At 37.9% G+C, this 14,626-nt stretch carries 11 protein-coding genes; 9 read left to right on the top strand and 2 right to left on the bottom strand.

Annotated elements, in window-relative coordinates; all coding sequences use genetic code 11:
- The first annotated feature begins 321 nt into the window (after positions 1 to 321).
- The 7 genes from FRZ67_RS07405 to FRZ67_RS07375 all read left to right on the top strand — a co-directional run bounded on the left by FRZ67_RS07405 (position 322) and on the right by FRZ67_RS07375 (position 10,657).
- A complete protein-coding gene (locus FRZ67_RS07405) occupies positions 322 to 3,651 on the top strand; it encodes a SusC/RagA family TonB-linked outer membrane protein (protein WP_147188933.1) in 3,330 nt (1,109 codons plus the stop codon).
- 171 nt (positions 3,652 to 3,822) lie between these two features.
- Positions 3,823 to 5,403: a SusD/RagB family nutrient-binding outer membrane lipoprotein gene (locus FRZ67_RS07400; protein WP_147188932.1), complete on the top strand. Its 1,581-nt coding sequence runs from the start codon at positions 3,823 to 3,825 to the stop codon at positions 5,401 to 5,403.
- A 266-nt stretch (positions 5,404 to 5,669) separates the two neighbouring features.
- Positions 5,670 to 6,743: an alkaline phosphatase family protein gene (locus FRZ67_RS07395; protein WP_147188931.1), complete on the top strand. Its 1,074-nt coding sequence runs from the start codon at positions 5,670 to 5,672 to the stop codon at positions 6,741 to 6,743.
- Between the two features lie 7 nt (positions 6,744 to 6,750).
- Positions 6,751 to 7,323, top strand: coding sequence for an HD domain-containing protein (locus FRZ67_RS07390; protein WP_147188930.1), 573 nt, complete (start codon positions 6,751 to 6,753; stop codon positions 7,321 to 7,323).
- Entirely contained in the window at positions 7,323 to 8,015 is a 693-nt protein-coding gene (locus FRZ67_RS07385; RefSeq protein WP_147188929.1) for an HAD-IA family hydrolase, read from the top strand. Before FRZ67_RS07390 ends, FRZ67_RS07385 begins: the two co-directional genes overlap by 1 nt.
- A 220-nt stretch (positions 8,016 to 8,235) precedes the next feature.
- Complete coding sequence (locus tag FRZ67_RS07380) at positions 8,236 to 9,540, top strand: DUF5690 family protein (protein WP_147188928.1); 1,305 nt, start codon at positions 8,236 to 8,238, stop codon at positions 9,538 to 9,540.
- Complete coding sequence (locus FRZ67_RS07375; RefSeq protein ID WP_147188927.1) at positions 9,533 to 10,657, top strand: TIGR03364 family FAD-dependent oxidoreductase; 1,125 nt, start codon at positions 9,533 to 9,535, stop codon at positions 10,655 to 10,657. Before FRZ67_RS07380 ends, FRZ67_RS07375 begins: the two co-directional genes overlap by 8 nt.
- Positions 10,658 to 10,659: 2 nt before the next feature.
- On the opposite strand, the gene rpiA is transcribed toward FRZ67_RS07375, so the two are convergent.
- Both rpiA and FRZ67_RS07365 read right to left on the bottom strand, forming a co-directional pair.
- Positions 10,660 to 11,346, bottom strand: a complete 687-nt coding sequence (gene rpiA / locus FRZ67_RS07370; protein WP_147188926.1) for a ribose-5-phosphate isomerase RpiA — start codon at positions 11,344 to 11,346, stop codon at positions 10,660 to 10,662.
- 89 nt (positions 11,347 to 11,435) lie between these two features.
- The gene (locus tag FRZ67_RS07365) at positions 11,436 to 12,707 is read right to left on the bottom strand and encodes an alpha-amylase family glycosyl hydrolase (protein WP_147188925.1); all 1,272 of its coding nucleotides are present in this window, start codon (positions 12,705 to 12,707) and stop codon (positions 11,436 to 11,438) included.
- Positions 12,708 to 12,889: 182 nt separating this feature from the next.
- On the opposite strand from FRZ67_RS07365, the gene FRZ67_RS07360 reads away from it, so the two are divergent.
- Both FRZ67_RS07360 and FRZ67_RS07355 read left to right on the top strand, forming a co-directional pair.
- Entirely contained in the window at positions 12,890 to 13,807 is a 918-nt protein-coding gene (locus FRZ67_RS07360; RefSeq protein ID WP_147188924.1) for a sugar phosphate isomerase/epimerase family protein, read from the top strand.
- Between the two features lie 32 nt (positions 13,808 to 13,839).
- Complete coding sequence (locus FRZ67_RS07355; protein ID WP_147188923.1) at positions 13,840 to 14,607, top strand: SDR family NAD(P)-dependent oxidoreductase; 768 nt, start codon at positions 13,840 to 13,842, stop codon at positions 14,605 to 14,607.
- Positions 14,608 to 14,626: the final 19 nt, after the last annotated feature.

Below are 14,626 nucleotides of genomic sequence, written 5' to 3'. Positions count from 1 at the left end.
TTTAGCTTTTGTTCCGGTGTGCACCCGTGCAATTGAGTGGTGAATAACAGCAATTTCTTATTCACCATTTACAATTGATCATTAACGTTCCGAACGTACAAGAGAGTGACACAACAACCGATGCCATAAAGATTATTGCCGGCTAAAAAAATCTTTTCTCTTTATTTTACGAAACAATTTTAAAGTTTAGTATTACTGCACATTAAGTAATTGTTAACGCACAAAAAGTTTACAATTGCTTTACTATTTGTTAACCAACTTTCTTGGGAAACAGTATGCATACACAGGTAGTTTTGCCGCATCAATAACCAAATTAACGTTATGAAGCAGCATTTTAACCAGGTACAAAAGAGATGGATTATTGGATGTTTGTCTCTTTTTTTATTGCTGCATGTTCATGCACAGAGCATGCAGTTGAAAGGCCATATTACAGATGCAGCAGCCAAAAAGCCTGTCGCATCTGCAACTGTTGAAAACACTACAACAAAAAAATCTGTGCTTACGGATACGGAAGGTAATTTTTCTATTGCAGCAAATAAGAATGACCAGCTTTCTGTTTCTTATGTAGGTTATCAAACAAAAAAAATTACAGTAAATGACGATGCTTTTTTGAGTATTGAAATAATTTCAAACGAAAACCAGCTTACAGATGTTGTGGTAACAGCTTTAGGTGTAAAGAAAGAAATTAAACGTTTGGGTTATTCTATACAGGAAGTAAAAGGAGAAGATCTTATTAAAGCCAGAGATCAAAATCCAATAACCGGTTTAACTGGTAAGGTTGCCGGGTTATCAGTTGGTGCTTCCGCAGAATTGTTAAGAAAGCCAACCGTTATTTTACGTGGCAATGAGCTTTCTTTATATGTTGTAGATGGGGTGCCCATTAGTTCAGACACATGGAATATAAGCCCTGACGATATTGAATCATATACTGTACTAAAAGGCCCCGCTGCAGCTGCATTATATGGTAGCCGTGCACAATATGGCGCTATACTTATCACAACCAAGAAAGGATTAAAAACAAAGGGATTTACGGTTGAATTGAATTCAACAAATTCGATTGACCAGGGGTTTCTTGCTTTTCCAAGATTGCAGGATGAATACGGTCCTGGTGAAAACCAGTTATACGCTTTTGGAAATGGTAAAGGTGGTGGTTTATTTGATAATGACTATGATGTGTGGGGTCCACGTTTTGATGGACGTCTTCTTCCGCAGTACGATGGCAAATACGATCCTAATACAACTTATACCACTACTTACCCCGGAGGATTGACGTGGACGGGTAATATAGAGCCTACACCATGGATTGCACGTGGCAAGAATAACCTGGGAAATTTTTTAAGAACAGGTTTTCAGACAACGAATAACATTGCTTTAAACGCAACAGGAGATAATTATAGTCTTCGTTTTTCTTTGTCACATTCCTACCAGCAGAGCATGATTCCAAATATGGAGTTGAATATTACCAACTTCAACATGTTTGGATCATACAATGTAAGTAAACGATTAAAGATAGATGCCAATCTTAATTTCAACAGGCAGTACACGCCAAACTATCCTGATGTGGATTATGGCCCTAACAGTTTATTATATAATGTTGCTGTATGGACTGGTGCGGACTGGGATGTGAATGCACCGGATATTCGCGGTGAATGGCAAACCGGGAAAGTGGGTACACAATCTGTATTCGCGGAATACCAGCGTTATCATAATCCATGGTTTATGGTGAATGAATGGCTTCGCGGACATTACAAAAGTGATATTTATGGCTATGTATCGGGTAATTACAAAATTGACGATCATTTAAATGTAAACCTGCGTACCCAAATATCAACTTATGATTTGTTGAGAACAGAAAAAATGCCTTTTTCTGCTCACCCATACGGTCGTGAAGGAAACATGGGCGATTACAGGGAAGATAGGCGAAATCTTTTTGAAAGCAACTCTGATATCCAGTTAAACTATAATTATACTGTCGCAAAATTCCTGAATCTTTCAGGCCTGGTAGGAGGTAATGCAAGATTGTTTAATTATAATTCTAGCTGGACATCTACTGATTATCTTAATATCCCCAATGTATACAGTTTTAGTAATTCGTTGAATCCAATACAGGCAAGCAGTTTTAATGCTGATATGCGTGTGTATAGTGCATACTATTCTTTAGATGCATCCCTTGGTAAATATGCAACAATCTCCGTTACAGGTCGTGTTGATAAATCATCGGCATTACCTAAAGGAAATAACAGCTATTTCTATCCAAGTATTTCTGCGTCATCAGTTATTTCAGATTACGTAAAGATGCCGGATGTAATTTCTTTCTTAAAAGTAAGAGCTTCTTATGCGGCCGTACATGGCGATGCCACTTCATCAACCGTTGGTACTGCTCCGTTTAATTCTATTACCGCTTTTGGAACAAGCCCATCAGGAAACTCATTGTATGATTATCCACTGGATTATGGCAACAATTATTTGTCTCCTTACGGCGGACCAGATTATTCCCTCGTTGCATTATATAATACCAGTAAGCCGTACAATAATCAAACCGCTGCCTATTATTCAGGAAACCTTTACGACCCTAATATCAAAACCTTTAACCGCGTAAGTTATGAAGCTGGTATAGATGTTAAATTCCTGAAAAACCGTTTAGGTTTTTCAGCAACAGGTTTTCAATATATTGATGGACCAAGAATTCTTCAGAACCCTATTTCATCTGCAACGGGTTATAATTATTATTACCTGAATGCTTTAAAGACCAAGAAAACAGGTTATGAATTATCATTATCCGGTACACCCATCAAAACAAAGAGTGGTATTAACTGGAATGTGCTTGTCAACTGGAGCACTTTTCAGGATAAGTATGATGAATTACCACCAGGACAAGCAACCTATAATACCTTCTTCCATGCAGGTGACCGTGTGGACGCATTTTACAGCAGTGCATTTGTAAAAACAACAGACGGCAAAATAGTATTTGATGCAGCTGGCAAACCATTGGTAAATCCTGTGTCTCAATTCCTCGGGTACTTAAATGCGGATTTTCAGTGGAGCATCTATAACAATATTAGCTGGAAAAATCTTTCTATCGGTTTTCAATTTGATGGTAGTGTAGGTGGTGTTACCACAGATTATATGCACAACAAAACAATGCGTGGTGGCAGAAATATTGAAACAGTACAAGGTGCATTCGGTGAAGCAAGGCTTTCTGATGATGGACATGCAGGGGATGCTTCTTACCCGGGTATTTATGTTGGTGATGGGGTTGCTGTAAGTAATGGAGTTGCTATCAACTACAATTCAGAAACAGGCGAAATATTAAATTATAAGGATCTTCAATTTGCGCCTAACACGCAGGTTACATTGGTACAGGATTACATAAGTAAGTATTACAATGTATCTGAAGCGAACCTAATGAGCAAATCTTATGCAAAACTGCGTGAGGTAACTATTACTTATAACTTCCCGCAACAGTGGATACAAAGAAGTTTTATCAACAAATTAAGTGTTTCATTAATTGGCCGCAACCTGCTGTATTTCTACGCAGATAAACGTTTTAAAGATGTAGACCTTGACCAGTATAATTATAGCACTGGCGGTACGGGTTTACAATCTCCCACTACACGCAGATATGGTTTAAATATCAATGTGGTGTTTTAATATGGGCCGGGCTAATGAACAGGCATTAAGCTCCTGTTGCGTCGCACACTTCAGCGTTAAGATCAACACTGTGCAGTAAGTACAAGTGAGTGACACAACAAAGATGCTATGTAAAACAAGAGCCGGTAAACAAAAAATAAACTTCGATTCATTTATAAAATGAACAAACAAATGAAAAAATATTCAGGCATACTGGTTGTAGCTGTAATGGCAGCAACGTTAATGACCAGTTGTAAAAAAAGTTTTGATGAGTTATATCAAAACCCCAATAAACCAACTTCGGTGCCCTCTTCTTTATTAATGAATGGCATATTAAATGACCTTTATGATGGGCCTGCCGGCATGTATGAACGCTGGAGCCAATATTATTGCATCAACTATGATTATTATGGAAATAACCGCTACGATTTTGAATCTGGTGCAGATTATTATGCCACTTTAAAGAATGTGATCAAAATGGAACAGGAAGCGCAGAATGCAGGTCTTGCAACTGTCAATCCATATAGTGCAATGGCAAAATTTTTCAAAGCTTACTTCTTTACAAAGATGAGTCTTGAAATGGGTGATATACCTATGACACAGGCATTGCAGGGCCTTGACAATTTAACTCCTTCTTACGATGCGCAGAAAGATGTTTTTAAGCAATCATTTGCATGGCTTGATAGCGCCAATACAGAATTGGCCTCTTTAATTGAAGCAGGCGAATCTATATCGGGTGATATTTATTTTGGTAATGATCTTTCCAAATGGCAAAAAACAGTAAATACCTTTCGGTTGCGTTTATTGATCGAATTAAGCAAAAAAGCAGATGACGCAGATCTTAATATAAAATCTCAATTTGCAGCTATCACAGGCGATCCTGTTAAGTATCCTGTAATGGAAAGTGCAGAAGATAACCTGCAGTTTATTTATACACATCCTACGAATGACTATCCCAACAGTCCCGATAGCTATGGTTTTGATGGGTTGCGATATAATATGTCTTCAACCTATCTTGGCTTGCTGACTGCATTTAAAGACCCCAGGGTATTTATTGTTTCAGAACCCGCTACAGCATTGGTAGATGCGGGTACCAGCCCAACAAGCTTCGATGCATTTGTTGGTGCTAATCCTGGTGAGGATCTGGGTATCATGTTTAATAAAGCAGGCAATGGGCAATATTCCCAGTTAAATCGCTGGCGTTATTATCAAACCTATACTGCAGAACCATCTGTGCAAATTGGTTACGCTGAAATGTGTTTCAATATAGCAGAAGCAATTAACCGCGGCTGGATCAGTTCGGGGAAATTAGGCGGTGCAGAAGATTATTATAAAGCTGGTATCAAAGCTTCTATGGCTTTTTATGATATTCCTGAAAACGGCGATATGACAACACATGTTTATGAATCAGGCAGCCCGGGTGGTGCAGATGTTAAATACAGCACTTATACTGTCAGCGTAAATTTTGATAATTATTATGCGCAGCCTTTAATTAAATATGCTTCAGGAGAAACAGGTTTGAAACAGATTCTGCAGCAACGATACCTGGCATTGTTTCGCCACTCAGGTTTGGAATCATATTATGCATGGCGCAGAACAGGTGTGCCAACCTTTACAACAGGCCCCGGTACAGGCAATAGTTCGAGGATCGCATTACGTTTTCAATATCCTTATGATGAGCGAACTTCAAATGCCACTAATTACGAAAGCGCATTACAAAACCAATATGGTGGCAATGATGATATCAATGCGCAGATGTGGCTGATAAAATAATTGAATGTCCACTTAAACCATGGCAAAGCCGAAAGGCTTTGCCTCTTTTCATTAACTTTCGTTTTGTTTTTATGTTCCCGGCTTTAGTAAAAATATTAAGCTTTGGTTGTGTCACTCACTTGTACGTTCAGATAGGTATGGACTATCAGGCATCAGCATTCAGTTGCAACTGTATTTAGCTGAAACCTGATCTTCAGTACAGGAGTGCGACGCAAGGAACGATGAGTAATAAAAAAAAGTTTGGCTCAAAAAAATAACTGACACAAATGAAGAAAATATTTTCAATAGTATTTTTTATTGTTATCGTGCTGCATTCTTTTGCCCAGCATAAAACAGAAAATGTGGTCATCGTTACTCTCGATGGTATGCGCTGGCAGGAAGTGTTTAAAGGGGTTGATTCTGCTATCATCGTCAACAAAAAATTTACCAGCGATTCCGGGCAGATAACAAAAAATTTCTGGAGTAATGATATAAATGAACGTCGCGCAAAACTGTTTCCATTTCTTTGGAACACTGTTGCACAGCATGGTCAACTGTATGGCAACCGCACAAAAGGCAGTGAAGTAAACAATGCAAATCCCTATAAATTCTCATATCCCGGCTACAATGAAATTTTTACAGGCTATCCTGATACGGCTGTAAATTCCAACGATAAGATTCCAAATAAGAATGAAAATGTGTTGGAGTTTATCAACAAACAAAAAGGTTATACAGGCAAGGTTGCAGCATTTGCAACCTGGGATTGTTTTCCATACATACTCAATAAATGGCGCAGTAATATTTATGTAAATGCAGGTGTGGACACATTTAATTTTTCATCGCCTTCTTTTCAGTTGTTGAATGATCTGCAATTTCTTTCAGCCAAGCCGATTGATGTTCGTTTGGATGTCAATACTTACCTCGCAGCAAAAACATATCTCAAAGAAAACAAACCAAAAGTGCTGTATGTTGCTTTCGATGAAACGGATGATTTTGCACACTCGGGTATGTATGATCAATATTTGAAAAGTGCACATGCAGAAGATGCCATGATTGCTGATCTTTGGAATACTTTGCAGTCAATGCCTGAATATAAAAACAAAACAACATTGATTGTTACCTGTGATCATGGTCGGGGTGATGCTATAAAAGAACAATGGACCTCTCATGGTAAAGACATAGCAGATGCAGGCCAGATATGGATTGCAGCGATGGGCCCTGATACAAAGCCAACCGGCGAAGCAACTAACACGGAGCTGTTATACCAAAGACAAATTGCAACAAGCATTGCAGCATTGCTTGGGCTTAATTTTACACCTGCGCATCCAGTAATGCAGCCTATTGGTACTATACTTAAATAATTGTTACATGAGTAAAGCAGATATGGTTACGAATGAGATTATGCACCTTTTTGAGAATTACGGTAACGAAGATTATGATGGTGAACCCGTATCGCAAACATCACACATGATACAATGTGCCATGCAGGCAATGGAAGAATGTGGTGATATGGAATTGATATTAGGCGCATTCTTGCATGACGTTGGCCATTTATTACGTCATGAACAAAACACAGATGCAATGGGTGGATATGGTGTGGTAAATCACGAAGGGCTTGGTGGAGAATACTTACGTCGTAAAGGTTTTGCGGAGCGTGTTTGCGCAATGGTAGAAAAACATGTTGATGCAAAACGTTATCTTGTTGCAACAGATCCCTCCTATAAGGATAAATTATCAGAAGCGAGTTTGCAAACATTGAATATGTGGCAGGGCGGCCCCATGAGTGAAACAGAAATTATTTTGTTTAAACAACATCCTTATTTTGATGATATTATTAAAGTGCGTTTATGGGATGAATGTGCAAAGAATCATGAAATGATCATGCTGCCACTCAATCATTTCCGTCATTTGATTCATGAATATTTAAAAGAAAGAAGTTAATGTATAAAAATATTCAGCTTGTAGTATTTGACATTGCAGGCACTACCGTAAGAGACAATGGTGAGATTGCTGCGGCATTTCATGATGCGATGAAAGAAAGAGGTTATGATATTCCACATGAAAAAATCTATCCGCTGATGGGGTATAAAAAACCTGAGGCAATAAGAATGATGCTGGAAGAATACGAATCAGATGTGGCGGGCATTACAGCAGAATACATCAATATTATTCATGACCGGTTTATTGAACTGATGGTACAATATTATTATAATGCACCACAGTTAGAACCATTGCCACATGCAGAAGAAATATTTGCCTGGCTAAAAGCGCATGATATAAAGGTTGGTCTTGATACAGGGTTCTCTACGCACATCACCAATGTTATTATCGAAAGATTGCGTTGGCTAAAAGATGGTAAAATTGATTATGTAGTTTGCAGTAACGAAGTGCCAGCAGGCAGACCACAGCCATACATGATTCAAAAAATGATGCAGGCTGCAGGCGTAGCAGATCCAAAACATGTTATTAAAATCGGAGATACTGAAGTAGATGTGAATGAAGGAAAGAATGCAGGTTGTTTATATTCAATAGGAATAACAACAGGTGCTTTTACAGGAGAAGCATTATTACCTTATCACCCCGATTTTATTATTGATGATTTGAAAGAGTTGATAGGGATCATTGAAAAATAATTTTGTTACAGGCTTTCGGTTTTCATGGCACCGGTTGTTGCGTCGCAATCACTTCATCGTTCGGAACTTTATTGAGCAATGTTTACAAGTTTACCCGTTGTTCAAATGCAGAGAACTCGTGAACATTTTAACTCGTAAACCGCTGAAACTTTTGCTTGTGTACAAGCGTGCGACGCAACAAAAGCTAAATAGTAATTCCACCGCTAAGTACATATAATAGATGTTTATATCGCAACCACTTAAAAGGAAATTAGAGAAAGCCCCTGTATGGGCACTATCTGGCTATGCAGCGCTTGTTTCTTTTTGTGTGTACTTCTGTATGTATGCTTTTCGCAAACCCTTTACTGCTGCTGGTTTTAGCGGGATAGAATATTTGAATATTGATTATAAAGTTTGGCTGGTTACTGCACAGGTTATTGGTTATATGCTGAGTAAATTTTATGGCATTCGTTTTATTTCATCCATGACAGGGGAGAAGCGGGCTGTAACTATTATCAAACTTATTATTACGGCATGGATGTCTTTATTACTATTTGCAATAGTTCCTGCGCCATATAATATTATTTTTCTTTTGCTTAATGGTTTTCCATTAGGTATGGTATGGGGCCTTGTATTTAGTTTTCTTGAAGGAAGAAGAGCCACGGAATTTATGGGTGCAGTATTATCTATTAGTTTTATATTTTCTTCCGGTGTTGTAAAAACAGTAGGTAAATCTATTTTACTTGATTGGCATATAACTGAGATGTGGATGCCTTTTATAACGGGTGGATTATTTGTTTTGCCCATGCTTTTGTTTGTATGGCTTTTGAATCATGTGCCACCACCAACGGAAAAAGATATTGCACTGCGAAGTGTGAGGCCTCCTATGACTAAAGAAGAACGCAAAGCTTTTCTTACAATGTTTATGCCGGGTATAGTTACCATTGTTATCACTTATGTTCTATTAACAATACTCAGGGACTTCAGGGATAATTTTGCAAATGAACTCTACACTGAATTAGGATATGGTAATAATGCTTCTATTTTTACTATTACAGAAATACCTGTTTCGCTGATCGTATTGTTATGCATGAGCCTGCTGATATTAGTGAAGAATAATTTTAAAGCTTTTATGATCAACCATTACCTCGTTATTGGTGGTTATGCTTTAGCATTATTATTTACTTTTTTGTTTATGGGTCATTATGTAGGTCCCATTACATGGATGACAATGATTGGGACAGGATTATACCTGAGTTATGTTCCATTCAATGCTTTGTATTTTGAACGTATGATTGCTACATACAGAATGAAAAGTAATATTGGTTTCCTGATGTATATAGCAGATGCGTTTGGTTATTTAGGGAGTGTGGCGATCTTGTTTGCAAAAGAATTTATCGGTGTGCAACTTTCCTGGACAAGTTTTTTTACGCATGCAGTAATATTTATTTCTGTTGTTGGCATTGCCGGAACAGCAGTTGCTGCTATTTATTTTAAACGAAAATTTTTATCTGTTCAATCAATAGCTCCTACTTTTTATGGCTAAGAAAAATGCGATTGTAATTGGTGCCGGTATTGTTGGTCTTGCCATGGCAAGAAGCCTTGCTGAAAATGGGTTTGCTGTAACTGTCTTTGAAAGAAACGAAAAAGCAGTTGGTGCATCGGTAAGAAATTTTGGTATGGTGTGGCCCATCGGTCAGCCTGTTGGTAAATTGTATGAAAGAGCATTACGTTCAAAAGCAATCTGGAAAAAGGTTTGCACCGAAGCGGGTTTGTGGCACAATGAAGTAGGCAGTTTGCATCTTGCTTATAACGATCTTGAATGGAAAGTGCTGCAGGAAATAGCAGAAGCCGAGAAAGCACACAGACCAATTGCTGCAATCACTGCTAATCAGGCATTGCAAAAAAGTGAAGCAGTAAATCCTTTCGAATTAAAAGGCGCTTTATGGAATGAAGATGAGATGATCGTTGAATCAAGAGTGGCTATTGAAAAATTACCTGCTTATATAACAGAGAAGTATGGAATTGTTTTTTATTTTAATACAGCAATAAATGAGATCAATTATCCTTCAGTAAAATCAGGCAAACAAACATGGCAGGCTGACCTTATTTATGTCTGCAGCGGTCCTGATCTTGAAACTTTATATCCTGAAGTATTTGCTGCGAATTATTTTACGAAAAGCAAATTGCAGATGATGCGTTTGATCATGCAGCCTGGTGGCTGGCGCATCGGCCCATCATTATGCGGTGGCTTATCTCTTATCCATTACAAAGGTTTTCAATCAGCAGCATCATTACCTGCATTGAAAGAATATTATGAAACAACTATGCCTGATTATATCAAATGGGGAATTCATGTAATGGTGTCTCAAAATGCGGAAGGTGAATTGACAATAGGGGATAGCCATGAATATGGATTGGTATTTGATCCTTTTGATAAAGTATTTATCAATAAACTGATCATTGATTATATGCAAAAATTTGCTGTGTTCAAAGACTGGAGCATAATCCAGAGCTGGCATGGCATTTATCCCAAACGTACCAATGGGGAAGTTGAGTTTATTCATTCTCCTGAAAATGGTGTAACCATTGTAAATGGACTTGGTGGCAATGGAATGACATTAAGTTTTGGGTTGGCAGAAGAAGTGGTTACTGCTATTTAAAATCAGCTTTTGTTTATTTCTTTTATACTGCCATCCTTATATGCAATAACAGCACTGGTTGCTATATTTATAAATAAGCCATTTTCTGCAACACCCGCAATATTGTTTATCTGGTGGTGCAATTGTGCGGCATCTTTTATTTGCTGAAAATAGCAATCAAGTATATAATGTCCATGATCTGAGACAAATATTTTATCATCCTTTTTCCTGAGTACGATTCTTTCACAACCCAGTTGCTGTAGATGTTTCATCGTGTGCTTCCAGCCAAAATCAATTACTTCTACAGGTAAAGGAAATTTACCAAGTGTTTGCACGTATTTGCTTTCATCTGCTATAACGATCATTCTTTTTGAGGCGGCTGCTACAATTTTTTCCTGCAGTAATGCGCCGCCACCGCCTTTTATCAATTGCAGTTGCGGATCAATTTCATCAGCGCCATCAACAGTAATATCAAGTTGGTCAACATTATTCAAATCAACTAAAGGAATATTTAATTCCGTGGCCAGTTCCTGGGTTTGTTTTGAAGTAGGAACTCCCTTTATAATTAATCCTTCCTGTATTTTCTTTGCCAATGCCTGTATAAAAAAATATACGGTAGAGCCTGTGCCAATGCCAATCGTCATTCCAGGCTCTATTAATGTGGCGGCATATTCACCGGCCTTTTTTTTGGCAATATTTTGATCGCTCATTTTATTTTGGTTTATAAAAATATTTGTTGCAGTACAAGTGTGCGACGCAACGAAAGCCTGATGCTTATTCAATTGCTTGGTTCAAAAAATTAAATAGTTGTGGCATACACCATATACTCCCATGCCTGCAATTCAAATTTTTCTGTATTGTTTATGGTATGTTGTATGCCGGAAAAAAGATTGTAATAATCTCCAAAAAGAAGATCATGTTTTATATTACATATCACTTTATCATTGGGAGAAAGATTGAGTATTACAAATACTTTTGATTCATTGTTAACAAGCAAATAAGCAAGTACTTTGTCATCAACACCTGTTTGTAAAGTGAACAATTGAGCATGATTGTGTAAAGCAGCATTTACATACAAGAGATGAAATAATTTTTTATAAAAATCATGCAGTAAAATTTTGGGTTGCCATTCTATACAATCTTTTTCGAAAAATTTTAAACGTTTATGATTGGGCAATTCCTGCCCGCTATAGACCAAAGGAGTTCCCGGCCATGTAACGGTAAACACAGCCATTGCTTTAGCCGCAGCACCATACTTTTCATACTCTGTACCGTTCCAGCTATTCTCATCATGATTTGAGGTGAAAAATAATTTGTTGGCGCCTTTTGGGTATTGAGAATATTTAAGCAGCACATCTCTTTTTGTTTGCAGCGGTAAACTTTTCTTCACTATCTCTTCTGTAATGCGCATCCACTCCCATGCATAAGTAACATCAAACACTTTGTGATACTCCATTACATCGCATTCTGCAAGCCAGAACAATTGTTTCAGTGCATCGCATTGCAATCTTGCATCAACCCAAAAATCAAGCGGCACAAGATGCGCCATATCGCAGCGAAAACCATCAATATCACATTCAGTAACCCAATAACGCATTGCATCAATTAAAGCATTGCGCATGTCATTATTTTTGTAATCAAGATCAATTACATCTTCCCATCCATTAGGATCGTAGAATCTTCCAAGCTCATCATGCAAATACCATTCAGGATGCTCTTTTGTCCAATGATGATCCCATCCCGTATGATTTGCCACCCAATCAATAATCAATTTCATGCCTGCATTATGTGCTGCATGCACAAGATTTTTAAAATCATCAAGCGTGCCATATTCACGATTGATAGCAGTATAACTGCTGCATGCATAATAACTGCCCAGTGTGCCTTGTCTTTTTTCCAAACTAATTGGTGTTACCGGCATTAACCATAAAATTTTCACACCCATATCCTGTAATCTTGGTAAGTGTTTTGCAAATGCCGCAAAAGTTCCTTCAGGTGTATACTGTCTTATGTTCACTTCATAAATATTGCTGCCATACATCCAATCCACGCGGTTAAATAAGTCTGCCATACTCAACAAATAATTTTATTGCCTTACAAGATAAAGAATCAATAGTTTTAAATGATAATAAGTTTAATTCTTTAAAGTTTTTATGAACCGGATTGTAGAATAACTATTAAACTTTCGTTGCGTCGCACTCTTGTACATCCTTATCTTTATGCAGCAATGAAATAACCACCAAATAATTTGCCATGAGACCATATTCAAGAAGGAAATTTATAGGAACCGCTGCAAGTATTGCCGGCGCTGCATTTGCAGGCCCTTTGATGAGCTTTAAAAAGCAAACGCCATTACTTTCTTTTTCTACATTGGGCTGTCCGGACTGGAGTTTTGATGAGATAATAAATTTTGCGGCTGCCAATAATTATAATGGCATTGAAATACGCGGCATTAGGAAAGAGTTGGATCTTACCAAATGCAATGAGTTTAGTACTAAAGAAAATATTGCCGCATCAAAACAAAAACTAAAAGATAAAGGGCTTGCTTTTGTTTGTCTTGGCTCATCTGCAACCATGCATTATAAAGAAGAGAAAGAAAGACAAAAAAATCTTGACGATGGAAAAAAATTCATTGATCTCGCTAATGAATTGGGTTGTCCTTACGTAAGGGTTTTTCCAAACAATTTACCTAAAGAACAGGATAAAAATGAAACCCTGGAATTGATAACACAAGGACTACTTACACTTGGTGATTATGCAAAGAACAGTAATGTAACTGTACTTATGGAAACGCATGGTGATCTTACAAAAACGGAAGATATTGTAAAGGTTATTACCCCTGCTGCAGGTAAACATGTTGGTCTTGTTTGGGATGTTGCGAATATGTGGAATGCAACAAAAGAGTCTCCTTCAAATGTATACCCGCAATTAAAAAAATATATCCATCATACACATATTAAAGACAGCCTTACTGTTGATGGTAAAATAAATTATAAATTCCTGGGTAAAGGTGAAGTACCCATCTTCGAGGCAATAGATTTGTTGCATAAAGGTGGATATAAAGGTTACTACAGTTTTGAATGGGAGAAATTGTGGCACCCGGAAATTGAGGCGCCGGAACTTGCTTTTGCAGATTACAGCAAGGCCATGCAACAACATTTTGGGAAATAAATTAACACGATTGCTTTACATAAAACTCAATTATGCCTTCAACATTATTTAGAGGAAAGGTTGCCATAGTTACCGGCGCAGGCCAGGGGATAGGTTTTGAGATATGCAGGCAACTTGCATTCCAGGGCGCATCTGTATTATTGAATGATATAGATGAAGCATTAACTGCTGAAGCTGCGGTAAAAATAAAGACAGAAACGGGCAATTGCATTGCCCTGCATGGCGATGCCGGTGATGTGAAATTTATACAGCAAATGGTAGATACTGCCATAAATGAATTTGGTAAGCTGGATATTGTTATAGCCAATGCTGGCATTACGCTCTTTGCCGACTTTTTTGAATACACACCTGACTCTTTTTACAAAGTAATGCAGTTAAATCTTGGTGGCAGTTTCTTCCTGGCACAAGCGGCAGCCAGGCAAATGAAGACGCAACAAACAGGAGGAAGTATATTATTTATGAGTTCTGTTGTAGGTCATCAGGCGCATAAAAATTTAGCAGCTTATGCCATTACAAAAGCAGGCCTGGAAATGCTGGCAAAGAATCTAGTGATAGAATTATCTCCTTACAGTATAACTGTAAATGCAATTGCACCGGGCGCAACACTTACAGAAAGGACGTTGCATGATAAAGATTATGAAGCAACATGGAAGCGTATTACACCGCTTGGCAAACCCGCTACAACAAAAGATATTGCTGATGCCGCCTTATTCATGGTGTCGGATAATGCAAAACATATCACGGGTCAAAGTTTGGTAATTGATGGTGGCTGGACGAGTGTTAGCCCATCGCCGTATTAGTTGCAAAATGATTTAAAAG

The sequence above is a fragment of the Panacibacter ginsenosidivorans genome, assembly GCF_007971225.1.
Classification (GTDB): Bacteria; Bacteroidota; Bacteroidia; order Chitinophagales; family Chitinophagaceae; genus Panacibacter; species Panacibacter ginsenosidivorans.
This window is presented reverse-complemented; position numbering and strand designations above follow the sequence as displayed.